This is a genomic window from Paenibacillus sp. AK002, assembly GCF_053903045.1.
Map to the genome: position 1 here is coordinate 4,237,637 of NZ_CP096377.1, position 19,116 is coordinate 4,256,752.

A 19,116-nucleotide genomic window follows, 5' to 3' on the forward strand; every position below is an offset into this window, starting at 1 on the left:
TCGCTTTCCTCCTTCGTTAACCCTGCTTAGTACAATAGCCGGATGATTTCGTTCGTCGTAATGATGCTTAACGGCTGGGCCCAGAGACGGCCCGTCGCAAGGTTGTGCTCAAACATAACCAGCATGGATACGCCGCTCAGCTTCTCCTCCGGCAAATACCGCAGCATCGGCACGGTTGGTTCCATATACACATCGGCCAGCCCGATCGACTGTCCGGATTCATCCGTAATGGCATATTGCCCTTCCGCGTTCCGGCCGATCCCGGATACAAGCAGCAGCATGACGGGGTTGCTGTCGCTAAGCGGATTCTTGAGCTGGTTCTTCACCTTTTTAACGGCTTCAGCATAAGAACCCGCCGCATGGTTGCGAATCCACTCCAGATCCTCTTCCGTTACCGGACTTGAGGTCATTTCTTCAAAGCGAACACGCCGGTTCATATCTCCCGGGTAGCGATACAGTACAGGGACATGGGCTTTATCAAAGAAGCTGTCTTCTTCCCGCATCAGCTTGGCGGCTTTATAAGGACGGTACTGGATCGTCCGGTGAATTTCGCCGCTGTCCTTCTGGATCCAGTATCCGGTATCCACATGCTCCAGCCGCGCATCGTCGGCATAACTCAGAAATGAAAGCTGCACCAGCTCTGCTCCTTCGCTCACTAACCCATAGCTCTGCAGCTCGGTCAGCTGCCATGCATGCCCCAGCCATTCCTCTATCGTCGACTCGTGGTCCAGCCTCATATCCGGATCCTCAAGTTTTGTGGTCAGGTACTGTCTGCCCTTCTTGATCATTGCGTTCATGACGGCAAGCTGCCCCACCGCATATGTATAAGCTTTCTCCTGGTCTTCGGATGACAGAACCAGCGCCAGGCGGCGGAGCTCCGTCTGAGCACCCGATAAGTAATAATTGCCCATCTGCTTCACATGCTCCTGGATCCGCTTATGTTCTTTTTTGTCCAATGTCCCGAGTCCGTTCCGGATCAATGAGTGTATAAGCTTTTCCAGAACATCCAAGCCTTCCAACTGTGCATGGAGTTTCTTTTTTAACGCCGATTTGTTAACCTTCTTCGGTTTTGGTGCTGCTCCTTCGGCTGCTTCTTTGATCTTGCGCTCTTCCCGCTTCTCCGCCTTCTCCCGCTTGGCGGCCAAATCCTCCGGCACCTCGGCGGGGGTGAACGATGCTCCGCCTGCATACGCATAGAGCAGTCCAAGCACATGCTTGCACGGAAACTGCCGGCTCGGGCAGGTGCACCGCATGACCGGCTTCTCCGGCACCGCAAAATCGGCGGACGGCTGGTAATCGGAACTTCCGCTGCCGGCACAGGTGCCGAACAACACGGCTTGATCCTCGGAATGATGCAGCTTGAGGAAACGTCCTTTTTTTACTAGACCTTGCCCGTTCTTAATGGCCGCGCTATTCGGTGCCTGCGAATCGATCCATGTCTCTGTAATCTCAACCAAACTCATACCCTCCTAAATCAAATCGCTGCGTTCAAAAACAGCAATAATATCCATTACGTTTAATCATATCGAATCTTCGCCCTGCTCCCTACCCTTCTAAAGACCTATTTAAGAACACCCATTCCTATTCAATCCATCATCCTCATCCTAAAATGGAACATATTGTTATGCTATGCTGCCGTTAAAATAAAAAAGAGCCGGCTTAGCCGGTTCTTCGAAATTTGCTATCACCCAGGAGTAGACGAACACGCGCAATGCGGACTTAAAGATCGCCTGCGGCGTTCCCTTATCCCTTTTGTCTCCGATGCCGTTAGTCTTTTCGCGCTTGATACCGCCCTGTTCGAATCTCGAGAATATACGATTCAGGGTGGGGCATGCCGGACTTTAACACATCCTGCACGGCTTGTTCGATCGGATACGGCACACGGATGCATTGAATGTTTAACGGCGCGGGATCTTCGCTTCCATAAACTCCCTCCAGAATGACGTAAGACGCCTCGGGCATTTCAAGCGGATTGCCGACGCTGCCGGTATTAAACAGCGTTCTCCCGTCCAGATGCTGGTGATAGGCATTATGGATATCGCCGTAACCGGCGACGTCCGCGATTCTCGGGCTGCCGCACAGCGGGGAACTGTGAAACAAGGTAGCCAGCTTCTCCTGGTCGTCCCAGGGCTGGATCCGTTCGTACACGCTTCGCGGCGAAGCATGAAACAGCCGGACCCATTTACCGCTCATCATGAATTCTATGACATAAGGGAGGCCGGCAAGATATTGGAGCCTCTCGCTTCCGAGTCTATGCTGATGCCATAGCAGCGACGGATCATCGGTCTCATTGCCAATAAAGTCGTCCCAATTCCCCTTAATGACCTGCTGGCAATGGGTTCGTACCATATCCACCGCCACATCGCCGTGCGGGCCCTTGCCGATCAAGTCGCCCAGGCAATAGATGGTTTCGATTCCGCGGCGTTGGATATCCCTAAGAACCGCCTCCAGTGCAGGGATGTTTCCGTGTATGTCGGAGATTAATGCAAATTGCGCCATCAGCCGGCCTCCAAACTTTGTTTATTTCGGTTTGCTATGGTTATGGCGGTGTTGCTTTTCGTATATTCATCCTATGTCTCTTTTTAGCCAGGGATGAACCAGTTCAGCGATTCATGCCGTGCCCCAAAATCAGGTCTTTGGATTTACCAATCCAGCACTTCATTTTCCATACAATATTAACTTATAATGAAAATAGTTTGAAGCTATTCTAAAAGAAAGTCAAAGGAAGGAGGTTATGCCGTTCCATGCATTGCCGTCCGGAAGCGTTCGGGCACGCGATGCGTGTTTCAACTACATCGGCAGTACATAACGTGCATTGGAAGGAGGCAATTATACGCCGGAACGTGCCAAATCCTTATTTTGGATGTTTTAATTTTTAGTCTATTGTATTAAGGTAATCATATATTTTTACTCACGCAAGCTTGGTAACTGAATAAGATTTAAGCATCACCGACTTCACCACGTTAGGAGGCTGACGATAGTGAATACACGCAGGATGGTTAGCTTAGGGTTACTGATTCTTGTCTTGATCATCAGCGGTTGTACGGGAAATGCTTCAACCGAAAAAACGAAAACGCTTACACTTTGGTATTGGAACCGAAGCCTGGACGATGAGCTGATTAAGTCTGTTGAAAAGGAGTTTCCGGGTATCCGCATCGATGCGCAAAAAATCGGAGGCGACTTCAAATCGAAATTAAAAACAACGCTGGCCGCCGGCTCCGGAGGGCCGGACATCGTCGCTTTTAACGACTGGGTGGCGGAGCTGTTTACGAGTTCGGATCGCTTCTACGATCTGTATGAGCTTGGCGCCAAAGAAATCGAACCGGATTTCCTGGATTGGAAATGGAAGCTCGGCGTTACTCCGGAAGGCGCCATGATCGCCCTGCCGATCGATACGGGGCCAACGGCTTTATACTACAGAGCGGATTTGTTCGAGGAAGCCGGACTTCCGACCGAACCGGAAGATGTCCACGAGCAGCTCGGCACCTGGGATCAATATTTCGAGGCCGGACAGAAGCTGCAGGAGCATTTTGATCAAAAAGTGAAAATGCTTGATAACATCACGAACATTTATACCCAAATCAATGCCCAATCCGATCGCATCTATTTTGCCGAGGATGGAACGTTCATCGGCGAGTCTGCGGAATCTTCGATGAAAACGGCCTGGGATACGGCGGTAAAGGCCTCCCTAATGAAGCTGAGCGCCAATGTCAACACTTCTTCCTCAGAGTGGAATGCCGCCATGAACAACGGGCGGGTTGCTTCCTTTGTCGGTGCGGTCTGGATGAAGGAAATACTCATGCAGGCGGCGCCGGACACCACCGGCAAATGGAGGGTGGCCCGTGCACCTGGCGGTGACGGCAACAACGGCGGTTCCTTCCTTGCCATTATGAAGACAAGTAAATATCCGCAGGAAGCATTTGATGTCATGAAATACATTCAGAACCCGGAAAATCAGGTTCAGTCCTTTAAGAAGATCAACCTCTTCCCTTCCGCCAAGGACGCGCTGGATGCACCCGTCATGAAGGAACCTGAAGAATTTTTCGGAAATCAGGCGACCGGCGAGGTGTTCTCGGAATCTGCACGAAACGTTAAGCCGGCTTATTTCGGCGGGAAGTTCGCGAATGTCAACGGCATTGTCAATCGAGAGCTGTCCTCGGTTGCCCTTCAGGGCAAAAATTCCGATAAAGCCTGGGCCGACGCGCTGGCCAGGGTCAAAAAAGAACTGCTGCGCTGACCAAGGTTCTTGTTTTGTGAGGTATGGCTTTCCGATTGTTAGGAGTACTTAAATACCAACCGTTACAGGAGGTACAGTACGATGGATAATCCAATGCTGAATCGCACGCCCGTGGAACAGAAGCCTGTTCCCAAGCATCCGAAATCCCAAGACCGACTGTCTGCACAGATATGGAAGCACCGCAAAGAATATTTGGCGATATCCCCTTTTTACATTCTATTTGCCATCTTCGGGCTGTTCCCGATCGCCTTTTCCATGTTCCTGTCCTTTCAAAAATGGGACGGCATCGGGGAGATGACCTATAACGGTCTCAATAACTATCAATTCATGCTGACCGATCCGGAATTTTGGAGAGCCGTTGGCAATACGCTGCTGATCTGGATTTACTCCACGATACCGATGCTGTTCATCGCGCTGGTCGTGGCTTTCCTGCTAAATGCATCGTTCGTCCGTTTCCGCACCTTCTTTCGCATCGGTTATTTCCTGCCAAACGTCACCTCGCTTGTTGCGGTTGCCATCGTGTTCGGTACGGTCTTCTCGAACAACTACGGTCTCCTCAACTATATGTTGTCCTTGCTCGGCCTCAACTCCGTCGAATGGTTGAATACGACGTGGGGCATTCAGTTAGCCATTTCGGTCATGGTTATATGGAGATGGGCGGGATATAACGCCATCATCTATCTTGCCGGGCTGCAGAGCATCCCGACGGTACTGTACGAGGCAGCCAAGATCGACGGAGCCACCGGCATTCAATCCTTTTTCAGAATCACCATTCCCAATCTAAGGCCCATCATTCTCTTTACGGTCATTACGTCAACCATCGGCGGCATGCAGATTTTCACCGAGCCGCAAGTGCTGGTCGGCAATGACGGCGGCGTAAGCGGCGGAGGGATGACTATCGTCCTCTACCTGTACCGCGAAGCCTTCGTGAACAACTATTTCGGATATGGCGCTGCCGTCGGCTGGGGCATGTTCCTGCTCATCGCCCTCTTTTCCATCGTGAACTGGAAAATGGTGCAGGGCAGTCCTTCCAATGACTGAAAATGGGGGTGAATCGTATGTTCAAATGGAAATCCATTCTGCTGCACATCGGGTTGATCGCCGGACTGATCTTATCCATTTTTCCCTTCTACTGGCTGCTTGTGATGGCGACGCGCACCACTTCGGATATCTATAGCTTTCCTCCGAAACTATGGTTCGGTCCGCACTTGCTTGATAACGTGTCGAGGGTGCTGAGCAGCATCGACTTCTTCGGCGCCTTCTGGAATACCCTGTTCGTCGCTTCCGCTTGTACGCTGCTGGTCTTATTCTTCGATTCCCTGGCCGGATTCACGTTCGCCAAATTCCAGTTCCCGGGCAAAAAATGGCTGTTTGTGCTGCTGCTTGCCACCATGATGGCGCCCGCACAATTATCCTTGGTGCCTTCGTTTGTCATTATGGCAGAATTCGGATGGGTGGGCACCTACAAGGCCCTGATCATTCCGGGAATGGTCAACGCTTTCGGTATCTTCTGGATCAGGCAGTATGCACAGGAATCGGTGCCTTCGGAGCTTCTCGATGCCGGTAAAATCGACGGCTGCGGTTTCTTCCGCCTCTATTGGAACATATCGCTGCCGATTCTGCGGCCCGCTTTATCGTTCTTGGCCGCCTTCACGTTCATCGGGGTATGGAACGACTATTTGTGGCCGCTCATCATTCTAAATGATGAGAACAAGTTCACCTTGCAGGTTGCGTTATCATCATTAAACGGAATATATACCACCGACTATTCAATGGTCATTGCCGGCACGCTGCTCGCCGTCATCCCGCTGATCGTCATGTTCTTGTTCATCAGCAAGCAATTCATTTCCGATATCGCCGCAGGCGCGATTAAGAGTTAACGGCAAAGGAGCTGCCTCCAGGTGTTATGCCTGGCAGGCAGCTCCTTTCTATATTCCCGTCCATGACGTACGCGCTACGGCACCATGACCAGCTGTTCATTTTCTTTCGTCCCTGCCTCTTCTGTTGAATCGGCTGTCTCCTCCCGTTTCAGTTCTGCCGTTTCATCCAGCTTCTTACGTCCCATTAAGGCTGCTGCCAGAAGCGCTAACGCTGCAGGAACGATAGCCCAGGCAAACGTAGCCGCGATGGAGGAAGCGAGCGTGTCCGAGATCGGCTTAAGCAGGTCGGACGGAATCCATGATCTCGTCTCCGGTGCCAATAAGATGTGAGGATCCTTAAGATCGAATCCTTCAGGAAGCCCACCGGTGTTCATCACGCCCGATCCCGATGTTAAGGAACCGGTGAAGGATCGGCTCTGTATCAACCCGAACACCGTAATGCCAATGGTCATTCCAAGCGACCGCGTGAAATTGAAGGTCGAGCTCGCCATCCCGCGCTGTTTATAGGATAAGCCATGCATGACCGCCGTTCCCAGCACGGAGAACGATCCGCCGATGCCAAGCCCGATCAGAACCATGTACAGGGTAACGGTGAACCTGCTGGATTCCGCAGTCAACGTCGAAGCGAGTACCATCCCTCCCGTAAACAGGATCAGCGTCGGGATCATGATGCTGCGATACGAGATTTTACTCATCAGAAAACCGCTGACCGTCGCCGTGACGACCGAGCCCACCATCATCGGCAGCAGGACAAGCCCCGAGTTCGTGGCGCTTCCGCCGAGCACGCCTTGTATGAAGATCGGAATGTAAACGGAAGCCACGATGAAGGATCCTCCGCTAAACAAGCCGCACATCACGCTTGAGGTATAGAGTTTATTCTTGAATAAATGAAACGAGATGATCGGTTCCTCCGCCCTTCTCTCGGTAAGCACGAAGAGCACAAGCATGACGGCGGCAGCGCCAAACAAAGCCAGGATGACCCAGGAATCCCATGCCCATTGCTTCCCTCCAAGCTCAAGCGCGAACATGAAACAGATCACGCCCGCAAGGAGCGTGGTTGCCCCCTTCCAATCAATCGGCTGTTTGGAACGTTCATGCGATTCCTTATAGAATACCGTCACCATCAGGAAGGCCACGATGCCAATCGGCAAATTAATATAGAATATCCATTGCCAGGTAATATGATCCGTAATATAAGCGCCTGCGAGCGGCCCGAAAATGCTGGATAATCCAAAGACGGCTCCGAACAAACCGGTGAGCTTTCCGCGCTTCTCGAGCGGCACGGTGTCGAACATGATCGCGAAAGCAATCGGGATGAGGGCTCCGCCCCCTACGCCTTGCAAGGCCCGATACAGCGCCAGTTCCGTGATGGAGGTTGCCGTACCGCACAGCACGGAGCCCAGCATGAATACAATCATCCCGAACACAAAGAATTTTTTGCGTCCATACATATCGGACAGTTTGCCGAAAATCGGCATCCCCGCAAGCTCGGCAACCATATACGCGGAGGTCACCCATACGAAATGATCAAGTCCTCCGAGCTCCCCGACGATGTTTCCCATGGCGGTTGCTACGATCGTATTGTCCATGGAGGCCATCAAGATGCCGAGCAGCAGGCCGGCAAGCACGATGGGCAGTTTGTTGTTGTTGGCTGTTTGTGTCTTCAAGTTCTCATACACTCCTTCTAAGTAGGTTTCCTTAGTACTGCAGTCATTGTAATTCGAAAAGTATGACAGGTGACTGTCACACTTTTGTCCCCGATTCCGTTATTTTTTATCAAACGCTCTTATTCAAGCAGCCTAACGGCTTTATGTTCGCATGCGGGGTAGCGTATAATCGGTTTATCTTAGCTCATGCCAAGGAGGTCATGTGATATGAAGATCAGTGAATTATCGCAGCGCAGCCAGGTCAGCGCACGCTCGATCCGGCATTATGAACAAAAAGGCCTGCTGGAAGCCGACAGACTCGATAATGATTACCGCCATTTTAACGCGTCCGCCATCGAACGGGTCAAAATGATCCAATTGTACTTAAAGCTGGGCTTGACCACGGATCAAATTCGCGTATTGTTTCGCGGTGAAGTCGCTTCGCCGGACGATTATGAATATTGCGAAGAAATGCTCTCCTTTTATGAGGACAAATTAAGCAGCGTGGACAGTCAGATTGCAGCGCTCCATGAATTGAAACACCTGCTGGAAAGGCAAATCTCTTTGACCCTTGGCAAAAAGAAGAGTCAGCAGCAACCCTCCGCAACGTGATAGAATGAAGTGTACATCTGAAATGGAGGATATCTACATATGGACAATTTCGAGAAAAATCTGGAGAAATACGCGGAGCTGGTCGTGAAGGTTGGCGTAAACGTACAACCGGGCCAAGTGCTGATCGTCAATGCTCCAATCGAGACCGTAGAGTTGACACGCCACATCGTGGCCAAAGCTTATGATGCAGGCGCCAAATATGTGCAAGTCGACTGGGAGGACGAAAAAATCACCCGAATTCGCTATGAGAAGGCACCGGAAGACTCCTTTCAATATTATCCGCAGTGGCAGGCCGACGCCATGCAGCAGCTCGCTGAAGGCGGAGGAGCCATTCTGCGCATTAAGGTTCCGGATCCCGAGCTGTTCCGCGGCATTGATTCGGTAAAAGTATCTACAGCCGTTAAGGCTGCTGCCGTGGCTAACGAAAAATATCAGGTATACGTCCGCAACAATAAGATCAGCTGGTCGCTGATTAAGGCGCCTACCCGAGCCTGGGCCAATAAAGTATTCCCGGACCTCCCCGAAGAAGAGCGCATCCAAGCGATGTGGGATGCCGTATTCCTGATGAATCGGGTAGGCAGCGAAGATCCGGTAGCCGCGTGGCGGGTTCATATCGCCGGACTGAAGCTGCGCCAGAACCACATGAATGCCAAACGCTACAAGAGTTTCCACTATCGTGCGCCGGGAACGGATCTGCGCGTCGACATGCCGGAAGGTTACCTCTGGCTCGGCGGCGGTGACGAGAATGAGGCCGGGGTGTATTTCGTAGCGAATATGCCCACCGAAGAAATCTATACGATGCCTCATCGTACGGGCGTGAACGGGACCGTATCCAGTACCCTTCCGCTGAATCTGAACGGCCGCCTGGTGGAAGGCATGAAGCTCACGTTCAAGGACGGCAAGGTTGTCGCATATGAAGCCGAATCCGGACGGGAGCATCTCACGACGCTGCTGGAAACGGACGAGGGCGCCTCGTATCTTGGAGAGATGGCACTCGTGCCGCATGATTCGCCGATCTCGCAGCTAAACCGCGTCTTCTATAACACCGGCATCGATGAGAACGCCTCCTGCCACTTTGCGCTGGGAAGCGCCTATCCCGTGAATATCGAAGGCGGCACCAAGATGAGCAAGGAAGAACTGCTGGCTCGCGGAGCCAATGTCAGTCTGACGCATGTCGATTTCATGATTGGTTCCGCTGAACTGGACATTGACGGCGTGCTGGCGGACGGTACGATTGAACCCGTATTCCGCGGTGGACGGTGGGTCTAAGGTTCGTTTGGGTAAAATGGGCTCCCAGCGTGCCTTTTGGCGTCATATGACCGGGGGCAACCCTTTAAGCCTACAACTGTAAAAAAGGCGGACACTGGAGCAATTGCTCCATGTCCGCCTTTTTCTATGTTCTACATTCGTATGGTTACTTTACTCTGCATGCTCCAGCATCCGAAGTATCATCATGACCGCTTCCGCACGGGTCGCAGATTCCTGAGGTGCAAACCGGTTACCCGAACGTCCGTTCACGATGCCGGCCTCGGCCGCGGCTGCGATTTCCTTCTCTGCCCAAGCCGGAATATTCTGCTGATCGCGGAAGTCCGTTCCGGCACCTGGCTGGGTAAGGCCTAGATAGCGTGCGATCATTACCGCCATTTCCGCACGGTTAACGGATTCATTCGGTTTGAATGTCCCGTCTTGATATCCTTTCACGATGCCTTCGGATACGGCCCATTGAATCGCTTCAAGCGCCCAGGATCCGATGGAGGAGCTGTCTTTGAAGCTCAGTTTCTCAGACCCCGCTTGACCTTTCAGTGCTTTGGCCATCATCACCATAAATTCGGCACGCGTGACCTGACGGTCCGGTTTGAAGGTCTGATCCGGATAGCCGCCAACGATGCCGAGCGAAACCGCCTGCTCAATTGCAGATGAAGCCCAATGTCCGCCGATGTCGGTTAACAGCACCGGCTGGGGTTCCGGCTTCGGTTCTTCTGTCCCTGCTTTCGCCTTACGGTGTATGGTTAACTGATAGGTTTTGGTCGCACCATTCTCGGCCCGAACCACCAGCTTCAGGACGTTATCCCCTTCCTTCAGCTTGATGACCTGATCATTCTTCAGAGGCTCTCCTTCCAGAAGGACAGCGGCCTTGCCATGCGCCGTCCCAATGCGAAGCTGCACGGATTCCGCATCCGTTTCAAGCCGGTACTCCGTCGTGCTCTCGTTGAACGCAGGGGTTAATGCAGCCGCTACGCCGCCAATGATGACTTCCAGCGCTTTTAATTGATTGTTTCCGGACAATGGGACTCCACCGCCAGGGGATTCCGATCCCGATCCCGATGACGGAGGATTCTCGGATGAAGGGATCACCGAAGCGTTATAGGCGCGGATCGCGGCTTGCAGTGCGGTCATTGCGTCCCTGACATCCTTCGCAGTTGCATGATCCTGCTGCGCTATGGCGCTGGCGTTTGCAATCGCGTCACGGAGTGCTGACCTTGCGACTGCCGGATACTGCCCTGGCGATGAGCCTTCCCGTGTTTCGTCGAGCCTTTGCTGCGCCGAGGCGATTAACCCGATTAACTCGCTCTTGTCCACTCCTGCAGCCGAAGTCGTGACCGAGTTATGGAGTCCCACGCTCTCGCCAGCAGCGTTATAAGCTTTGACGGTAAAATGATAACGCGTATCCGGCGTAAGCCCAGCTGCGGTATGCGAATACACATCGCCGGTTACGGTAACCACCGGTTCCTCCCGGCCTTTCAAATATACGCGATATCCGTCCACGCCATCGCTTGCAGCCGCCTCCGGCCAGCTCATGGTTACATGGCTCGATGAGATCTCCGAAAATTCCAACTCCCCGGGCGTCCATACCGGCGCACCCGGAACGTCTACAGCACTCGTGATCACCGTTAAGATCTCGCTTGGTGGCGATTCCGCTCCATGCTGATCCGAGGCGGTTACTTTGAATTCGTACGGCGTATCCGGCGTAAGCCCTGTCGCTTCGTATACGCTGTCCGTAACGGTGGCCACTTGCTGTCCGTCCTGATACACATGATAGATCACGACTTGCTGGTCCGGACGGTTCACAGGGTCCCAGCCGATTTGAACCGAGGACGTCGTGACCTGAAGTGCTTTCAGATTGGTTGGGGCCGCGAGATCCCCTTCATCCGTTGCGAATGTCCATACGTCCGATACCGTTCTTCCCCCGAATTCATCTTGGGCGACGGCGTACCAGGAATAGGTTCCGTTGGATGACAGTCCTGCCCACGGCTGAGTAACCTCCGTGCCGCTCGCTGCCTTTTGCGGCGTACCGATGGCCTCTCCTCTCAGATGATTCACCTGGATCGAATCGGTGGCTACCCGCTTCAGTTTCGGCTCAAGATCCAGGTTCATCGCAAATTCATCCACGCCCGGATTCGTATAATAATTGTACTTATCCAAATAAGGAGAGTACGTATTCACGTAAATCTGATTGCTTTCCTTATCAAAATGCAGCAGTCTCAAATATCCGCTGCCGCCGTCCGCATGTCCTTGATAGTCTGCCAGCATCTGATACACGGTTCGGTCCGCATTGCCGTCACCATCATCGTCCAATTCGTTCTTAAGCAGGCTGGCTCCCGTGTAATGGCCGCTCAGTACGGCAACCACGTTCGGATTAGGGACGACTACTTCCTTGTACAACTTGTTGCCTACGCCGGAACGCGTTCCGTTCGCGAGCATGTAATCATGGAAATTCAGGAATGCGATACGATCCGGATATTCAGCCAGAACCTCGTTCATCCACTTGATATCCTCGTCTTCGACGCCCCATCCCATATACATCATGATGAAGTCGTTGCCTTCGACGGAGACCAGATCGTAATGTCCCCGGTTGTTCTTGTAGGAGCCTCCGTAATAGGGCTGATCCTTATAACGGTCTTCCCCGAAATATTGACCGTAGGTCGTGTAATCCCAATCGTAGCTGCCCACGTCATGATTCCCGGCAAGCACGCCGTGCGGCAGCTTGGCATCCTCCAGCATGTTCATGTACGCATCGGCACGTTTCCATTGGTATTCGGCTGTTGGATCATTCACGATATCACCGGTATGGAACAAATATTTGATGTTCATCTCATCGATGGAATCAACGATCCAGTCGAACTGCTTTTGCTGAATATGAGGATAGAGCTCCGTCAAGAACTGCGTATCGGATACCCATACAAAGGTGTAATCATAATCCCCTCGGGAAGGAATTTCATCCTGTACAATCACATCGACTTTATTGTTCTGTACATAGTCCGCTGCCGTCAGTTCGCCTCGAAGCGTAAAATCATCTTCAGACTGGGCAATATGCTTGGTTATTTCCGTCCATTTGCTCAGCTTGTGGTTCCACGCATACATCGTGACCTTGCGGCCGGACACCGTGTGTCCTTCCCAAGTGACTTCGACGCTGTCGCCAGGCTCGACGGCATGCTCCAGCTCTGCCTCGAACCGGATGTAAGGGAATTGAGACGTTGAATCTACGGTGACATATTCATCGTTGGATTCGGATACCCGCTTCAATTCCTCTTCGGTCAGCACAGTTTCGCCCGCAGGGAATCTGTCCTTAGGAGGTTCTTCGTCCGAAGCGTTCTTGGACAATTTCACCCGATCCCCGCTTAAAGCATGATACGAATAAGCCTGATGGAAGGAGACCTCGAGCTCGTCATCCGATGGATCGCTGACTTGAACCTTCAGCTCCGGCGACAGCCCGGTGCCGCTCTCCTTATCTGCCGGCGACACCAATACAGGTTTATTCGGATGCTCCTGAGCCGTGTGAAACGTCACGGTTCGTTCGGAGAGGTTGCCGATCTTGTCCACTGCGCGAATTTCCAGCTTATGATCGCCTGGTTCAAGCTCGGCCGAGGAAGTATTGTACGGCAACTGGATGGCGCGTCCATCGAGCGTAACCTCGACCCGGTCCACGCCCGATACGCGATCCGTGGCGGTCACATCGATCGGGATGCCGCCCTTGTAACTCTTGGCCTCTTCAACGGTTGCGCTAATTTCCGGTCCGTGGTTATCTACCTGAACATCGGCAGCTGCTTCAGACTGACCTTTGACCTTCAATTGAATGGAATACGTTCCGTCCGAGACGGCCGAGGTATCCCATGCGTAGGACAATGCATTTACTTTTTCGGCAGGAATGTCGAATTGAAAAGCTACGAAAGGCAGGAAACGTCCATCGTCGCCAAGGTCATGGATCCGTGCGGGATCGCTGTATTGCGGATCCCGGATTTCCGTTCCGTCACCCAGGAGCAGCCGCACGTTGCGTGCATTGAAATCATCCATATTGCCCGTCGGCTTGTCGTCCTCGAAATAGGTCTTCTCGTTATCGCCGGCCCGAAGGGTAATTTCGTTCGATCCGCTTTTCAGCCACTGCGGTTCGATCGGGACCACGATGGTTTGATAACCGTCAATGTTCGCCTCCGTCTCGAAAAGAACCTCCTTGCCGATGGTTACCGTGTTGATTCCATCGTCAATGCCGTCGCCTTCAAATATAAAATAGGCAGAATGCTCCATGGCGGGAGTGCCTTGAACCGGCGTTCCGTCCACTTGAAGCTCCAAATCGGAAGGCCCAGCCCCATCAGCTGCACCCCGAATATACGTGATGCCCGTAACCGTTTGTTGATCTTTAACGTTCAGGCTCGCGCTTGCGCCGCTGCCCGTGAGATCAACCTCATATTTAGGGCTCTCCACTTTCTTAAACGTGTTGGACACCGTGAAGAAATACTCCAGCTTGGCATGTCCCAGCAGCTCCAGATAAGGTATCGTATGATGGTAGCCTTGCTGTCCTTCCCGAAGCTGTACGACCTTGTAATCGTTCTGTCCGTCGACACGATAAGATAACGCGAGCGATGTCACCATACGGTCATCGTGCGCTTCCGCGGCGATTTCCAGATTGTCTCCCGGCTCCACGTTCGTGGTTGTCGTCCGATTGACAACGGACGGCTCCTTGGTCACGTCGATATGTACCGGCATCGCGGGAACTTCCGAGTGCGCGAGCGAACCCGGCGTAGCCTTATGTTCCAGCTGGGAGATCCGCTGCATCTTTAGGCTGCCGTCTTCGGGATATTTATAGAAGATGCCCTGATCGGGACCGTTATGAACGTCACCGTCGTTGTAAAACGCGGACACGATCGGGCGTCCGGTGTTCGTTACGACCACGAGCTCCCGCATGCGCGAATTGGACATGCCGCCTGAGAATATTTTGACGACATCGGTGCTTTCGTTCAGGTTGGTGCCGTAATTATGATTAAAATCAGCAATCGTGGATTTGCTGTTCTGACCGTTTATGATCCAGAACACCAGCGTGCTCCCGGATGGAATAGTCACCTCGTCGGGTACATGAGCCCACAGGGTGTCGCTCTCCAAGTAACGGTAGCGTATCTTATAATTGCTGAAATCGATGGCTTGATCGGTATTGTTGTAAACCTCGATAAATTCGTAACCGTCGGCGGTTCCTACGTTCGTGGAATCAGGCACAAGCTCGGTGATCAGCAGCTCGGGCACTGGGTTAAGCGCGGTGGATGTCTGGGCGGAAGCTTGTCCCGCGAGAGCAGTAAACGAGGCAGACATAACGATACAAAGAATCAAGAAACAGGAAATAAATCGTTTAAGGGCGATCTTAGACATGGAAAACCTCCTAGAAATGATTTTTTGAGCAATCAATTCAGTTTCCCAATTCTCCAGGTCTCCATGGGATCCCCAAATTATAATTAAAGCGTTTTCAACATAAAATCCCTCGCGATTTCCAACTAGGCTTTTCCCCTTGAGGGGTCCTTTTCCTCTTCACCTCCCAAGATCAATAATTGCATATTCCGATCGTTTTTTAAACCACTTTATGTAAAATTTGATAAATGATATAAAGGTCCCGATATTCGCTGAACATCTAGTACAATAGGACAACTTAACGCCGCGTCTTTCTGTCCATGGCATATGGCTTACCCGTTTCTCAAGGTACATATTTCGGGATCCAACAACCTCTATTGTTCGATACTTCAGCACTACGAACGGCTTATTTTCAATTCATCTTTGAGCAACTGATTCCCGATCCGCCGTATCTTACATACTGTAACTATTGCTTTATCCGCACAAAAAAAGACCCCGCGAATGATATCGCAGGATCCTTATCAGTGGGAAGCGATTTTATTATTCATTATGCAGCAATTTTCCAATTGCTAGGGTGCCTTACCTGAAAAGAATCGAAGAAACTTCGCTCTCCTTCTCCTTTTGCGAGTGTTCATGGCGAATCAACTGCCTTTCGGAATGACATGATGTTCTTCCGTCCGTCGATTGACAATACCACTTCCCACTTGTTCTATATTTACCCGATCCACGGGAAGTGAAACATGCCGTCCCAAATTTCCTTCGAAATGGATGCCGCCTATGTCTACTCCGTCACCTTGAACCATTATCGCGGCTGTTCATTTTGCATCGTTCGGGACAGCTCTACCAGCTTGTTCATGGTTTTCCAATTCCGCATCGTCATCGGTACGCCGAACTTTGCCATTTGTGCCGCCAGCTTGGAATTCCGAACGCTTTCCTTAAACAGTAAATAGATTTCTTCTCCGATCGCTTCAAAAGTTTCTTTATCGTTCACGTAGAGCCTCAATTTCTCAACGTCATCGGGAGCTGGCGCTTCCGGCAGCATGGCAACATAAAGACTCTCAAACTCCGATGCTGCCTCCGCAGCACGTATCGTTTCTTCCGAAAAAGGACAATGCCGGACGATGCCCTCGATTTCCTGCGAGGTTCTGAGTATCACGGTTATCGGGAAGCCGAACGCTTCTTGTATTCCTTGCTCCATTTGGACCTGCAGCGTTTCCTTGGAATCCGCAGATTCGAAGAGCACGTTTCCGCTCTGAATATATGTTTTCACGCGGGCTAAGCCCATGCCTTCAAGCATCTTTCTTAAATCGGCCATTTTGATTTTATTGTGTCCGCCGACATTGATTCCTCGAAGCAAAGCGATATAGATGGTCATTTGAGCATCCTTTCCATAATCATGCCTGCCGTCTTCTCCCCGTTCGCGATGCAGTCCGGGATCCCCACGCCATAGTATGAGCAGCCGGCAAGCATCACGTTAGGATAAAGGTCTTCCATTGCGAGCTCCAGCGACTCCACGACCTGCCTGTGCTTCAGATGATAGTTCGGCATATTCTCATGCCATTTGGTAACTTCGCAGGACACGGGCTCAGCCTCTAAACCTAAGCTCTGACGGATATCCTCCATCCCGACATGCTTCAATTCTTCGTCCGACAATCGAATCAATTGGTCATAATGCGGACTGGAGCTTTTGTAGAACAATCGCATCAATAAGCGATTATTCTCGGAGGTATGCTCCCATTTCCGGCTTGTCCATGTGCATGCGTCACACTTCAGCTTCGTCCCCTTGGCCGTAATGAACCCCGTACCGTCGTATGGGAGCTCTTCATCTCGAATATCATAGGCCAGATACACGCTGATGAGGGACTTGGTATACAATTGGTCAAAATCCTCGTGAAGCCGCGGATCTTCCAGCAGCTCCTTCGCGCTTGATCCCAGTGTGCTTAAAACAACAAAATCCGCTTCCAGCTGGTCGCCGTTCGCCAGCATCAATCGATAGCCGTTAGGCGTTCTCTCCAGCTTCTCTGCGGCAACGCCTTTGCAAATCTTCGCGCCTGCTTCTGTCACGCTCCGTTCCAGTGCGTCAATCAACACCGAGACACCGTTTTTGAAGGAAAGGAATTTCTTATTGCCGGTGCCAAGGAATTTCTGTTTGTTCTCGGCCAAACCACCCATGATGCTGCCGTAGGTATTTTTGTACTCCAGCAAATAGGGGAATGTGGACGCGATGGTCAGGTCATGGAGCTCCCCGGAATAGACGCCCGATATGACCGGTGCGATCTGGTTCTGAACGATTTCCTTCCCTAGAAAGGACTCAAGGAATTCTCCCAGGGAATCATGCTTGGTGAACGTCTCATTCGGCGTATAATAGTCCTTGAGCGCCTCCACCTTCCCCTCCGCGGATACCAGCTCGCTTTCGGCCAAGGATTTCAAGCTAAGCGGTATGCCAAATACGCTCTCCTCGGGGATTTTTTTTAGGCCGTCGGTTGTATATATGAAAGAAGTCCCCGTGGCATTGTACACAACCTGGTCCGTTAACTGAAGCTCCTCCAGAAGCGGCGCCACATTCGTTTTCCGGGATACGATCGAATCCGCTCCGGTTTCCATAATAAATTCACCGTTCTGGACGGTTCGGATTTTGCCTCCCAGCGCCTCGCTTGCCTCAATCAGCACCAAGTCCATGTCCCGTCGATGTTGTTTCATCTCTTTTTGCAGATAATATAAGGTCGAAAGTCCGGTAATGCCGCCGCCGATGACTACGGTAGTTGTCACTGTACATACACCTCTATTATGTAGGTTTATATCAAAAATATATAATGTTACGTTACCATTGTATCCAATTCCTAAGTATATCATAGTGACCGTTCATTCGTTGGGTGCCATTCCCTCAATATTGTGAACAGAACCGTTCACACAGCCACCGGTTTCCCGGACATCGCCCCTGAACAATCCATACATTGTGCGTGCTGCACTCATTATCCAGGTGTTGGGATGGTTGTCGACAGCAAAAAACTCCGCGAGATCACTCGCAGAGTTTTTTTCGTGGGAAGCGGTTATATCCTTCTGACGCTATCATTCCATTGCTTTATTAGCTTAAGGTGTACGCCGGAATAATTCAGGCTGTGCCGTCCTTATTCCTTGTTTCCTTGTACATGGGTATCAAATCCTTTCGGTAATTCCGACTTAACGTCTTGTTATCCGTCTGGTGTTGATGTGTTTCCACTTCCCACTTAGGATATATATACCCGGTGCATGGGCGATGAAACAGGTCAGGGATTCCTTTTTGCGCCGCCTGGGTACGTCTTAACTATCCTCGGTCAATACTTCGAGCAAGCCCGCCGGGAGCTCATACTTGCGGTTGTTGATCTGGATGCTTTTTAATTCCTCCAGCAGCGAATCGTCGCTTTCCGAATCCTTTATGGCCTGCACTTCGCGGTGCAATTGCTCCATCTGACGGTCCAGCGCGTTGGCGGTATCCGCCGCCTTTTTAAGCTCTTCGAGCAGGTGCTGGGGAACCGACTTATTATATTTGTAAAAGATTTTATGCTCCAGACTCGCCCAGAAATCCATGGCAATCGTTCGAATCTGGACTTCAACGCATACCTTCTCCACCCGGTCAGAGAAAAAGACGGGCACTTCCACTAACAGATGCAAGCTTTGGTATCCATTCGGCTTCGGATTCTTGATGTAGTCCTTGACGTTCAGGACCGTTAAATCGCTTTGATTCTGCAGCATGTCGCTGATTTTGTAAATGTCGGTAATGAATGAACAGGTGATTCGTAAACCCGCAATGTCCTTAATGTTATCTTCTATGGAACTAAGCGATATGTTTCCGCCCTTGCGAAGCAGCTTCTTCATGATGCTCTCCGGCGATTTCAGGCGGGATTTCGTATGCTCGATCGGGCTATAGTCATGAAGAGCCTGAAACTCCTCTTTTAATATCTCCATTTTGGTTTCGATCTCATCTAAGGCGAATTTGTATTTCATCATGAATCGGGTAATTTCGTTCCGAATGATTTTGAGCTGTTCGATTTGCAAAGAATTCATGGGATACTTCCTTTCGATTGTGTGATTCAGAGCCGTGACGACTCGAGTAGTAAATAAAAACAAAACGCGTTGCAACATTCTAGAA

General features: G+C 51.4%; 12 protein-coding genes. 5 read left to right on the forward strand and 7 right to left on the reverse strand.

What is annotated here, in order from left to right; all coding sequences use genetic code 11:
- Positions 1 to 26: 26 nt before the first annotated feature.
- Entirely contained in the window at positions 27 to 1,457 is a 1,431-nt protein-coding gene (locus tag M1D70_RS18655) for an SWIM zinc finger family protein (RefSeq protein WP_456287633.1), read from the reverse strand.
- A gap of 310 nt (positions 1,458 to 1,767) precedes the next feature.
- Positions 1,768 to 2,499 carry a metallophosphoesterase family protein gene (locus M1D70_RS18660; RefSeq protein ID WP_009591076.1) on the reverse strand — a complete coding sequence of 244 codons (732 nt, stop codon included), beginning with the start codon at positions 2,497 to 2,499 and terminating at the stop codon, positions 1,768 to 1,770.
- 481 nt (positions 2,500 to 2,980) lie between these two features.
- Between M1D70_RS18660 and M1D70_RS18665 the strand changes: the two genes are divergently transcribed.
- From M1D70_RS18665 to M1D70_RS18675, 3 genes are all read left to right on the forward strand, one after another.
- On the forward strand, positions 2,981 to 4,237 hold the full coding sequence (locus M1D70_RS18665; RefSeq protein WP_456287634.1) for an extracellular solute-binding protein: 1,257 nt from the start codon (positions 2,981 to 2,983) through the stop codon (positions 4,235 to 4,237).
- Positions 4,238 to 4,318: 81 nt separating this feature from the next.
- A complete protein-coding gene (locus M1D70_RS18670) occupies positions 4,319 to 5,278 on the forward strand; it encodes a carbohydrate ABC transporter permease (protein WP_251496995.1) in 960 nt (319 codons plus the stop codon).
- A gap of 17 nt (positions 5,279 to 5,295) precedes the next feature.
- The gene (locus M1D70_RS18675; protein WP_009591051.1) at positions 5,296 to 6,117 is read left to right on the forward strand and encodes a carbohydrate ABC transporter permease; all 822 of its coding nucleotides are present in this window, start codon (positions 5,296 to 5,298) and stop codon (positions 6,115 to 6,117) included.
- Positions 6,118 to 6,191: 74 nt separating this feature from the next.
- Here the strand turns inward: M1D70_RS18675 and M1D70_RS18680 are convergent, their stop codons facing one another.
- On the reverse strand, positions 6,192 to 7,784 hold the full coding sequence (locus M1D70_RS18680) for an MDR family MFS transporter (RefSeq protein ID WP_456287635.1): 1,593 nt from the start codon (positions 7,782 to 7,784) through the stop codon (positions 6,192 to 6,194).
- Positions 7,785 to 7,991: 207 nt separating this feature from the next.
- Here M1D70_RS18680 and M1D70_RS18685 point away from each other — a divergent pair, with 207 nt between their 5' ends.
- Together M1D70_RS18685 and M1D70_RS18690 are read left to right on the forward strand one after the other, a co-directional pair.
- The gene (locus tag M1D70_RS18685; RefSeq protein ID WP_456287636.1) at positions 7,992 to 8,375 is read left to right on the forward strand and encodes a MerR family transcriptional regulator; all 384 of its coding nucleotides are present in this window, start codon (positions 7,992 to 7,994) and stop codon (positions 8,373 to 8,375) included.
- A 39-nt stretch (positions 8,376 to 8,414) separates the two neighbouring features.
- Positions 8,415 to 9,644, forward strand: a complete 1,230-nt coding sequence (locus M1D70_RS18690; protein WP_456287637.1) for an aminopeptidase — start codon at positions 8,415 to 8,417, stop codon at positions 9,642 to 9,644.
- 150 nt (positions 9,645 to 9,794) lie between these two features.
- On the opposite strand, the gene M1D70_RS18695 is transcribed toward M1D70_RS18690, so the two are convergent.
- The 4 genes from M1D70_RS18695 to M1D70_RS18710 all read right to left on the reverse strand — a co-directional run bounded on the left by M1D70_RS18695 (position 9,795) and on the right by M1D70_RS18710 (position 19,031).
- Entirely contained in the window at positions 9,795 to 15,011 is a 5,217-nt protein-coding gene (locus tag M1D70_RS18695; protein WP_456287638.1) for an S-layer homology domain-containing protein, read from the reverse strand.
- Positions 15,012 to 15,789: 778 nt separating this feature from the next.
- Positions 15,790 to 16,362 (reverse strand): DUF1697 domain-containing protein, encoded by a 573-nt coding sequence (locus tag M1D70_RS18700; protein ID WP_009591059.1) that lies wholly within the window; start codon positions 16,360 to 16,362, stop codon positions 15,790 to 15,792.
- Positions 16,359 to 17,756: a protoporphyrinogen oxidase gene (locus tag M1D70_RS18705; protein ID WP_456287639.1), complete on the reverse strand. Its 1,398-nt coding sequence runs from the start codon at positions 17,754 to 17,756 to the stop codon at positions 16,359 to 16,361. Before M1D70_RS18705 ends, M1D70_RS18700 begins: the two co-directional genes overlap by 4 nt.
- 531 nt (positions 17,757 to 18,287) lie before the next feature.
- On the reverse strand, positions 18,288 to 19,031 hold the full coding sequence (locus M1D70_RS18710) for a GTP pyrophosphokinase (RefSeq protein ID WP_456287640.1): 744 nt from the start codon (positions 19,029 to 19,031) through the stop codon (positions 18,288 to 18,290).
- Positions 19,032 to 19,116: the final 85 nt, after the last annotated feature.

Bases quoted from the DNA above. Each gene is read 5' to 3' on its own strand.
- M1D70_RS18660 (WP_009591076.1), bottom strand. From the start codon at position 2,499: ATGGCGCAATTTGCATTAATCTCCGACATACACGGAAACATCCCTGCA.
- M1D70_RS18670 (WP_251496995.1), top strand. From the start codon at position 4,319: ATGGATAATCCAATGCTGAATCGCACGCCCGTGGAACAGAAGCCTGTT.
- M1D70_RS18675 (WP_009591051.1), top strand. From the start codon at position 5,296: ATGTTCAAATGGAAATCCATTCTGCTGCACATCGGGTTGATCGCCGGA.
- M1D70_RS18685 (WP_456287636.1), top strand. From the start codon at position 7,992: ATGAAGATCAGTGAATTATCGCAGCGCAGCCAGGTCAGCGCACGCTCG.
- M1D70_RS18690 (WP_456287637.1), top strand. From the start codon at position 8,415: ATGGACAATTTCGAGAAAAATCTGGAGAAATACGCGGAGCTGGTCGTG.
- M1D70_RS18695 (WP_456287638.1), bottom strand. From the start codon at position 15,011: ATGTCTAAGATCGCCCTTAAACGATTTATTTCCTGTTTCTTGATTCTT.
- M1D70_RS18700 (WP_009591059.1), bottom strand. From the start codon at position 16,362: ATGACCATCTATATCGCTTTGCTTCGAGGAATCAATGTCGGCGGACAC.
- M1D70_RS18710 (WP_456287640.1), bottom strand. From the start codon at position 19,031: ATGAATTCTTTGCAAATCGAACAGCTCAAAATCATTCGGAACGAAATT.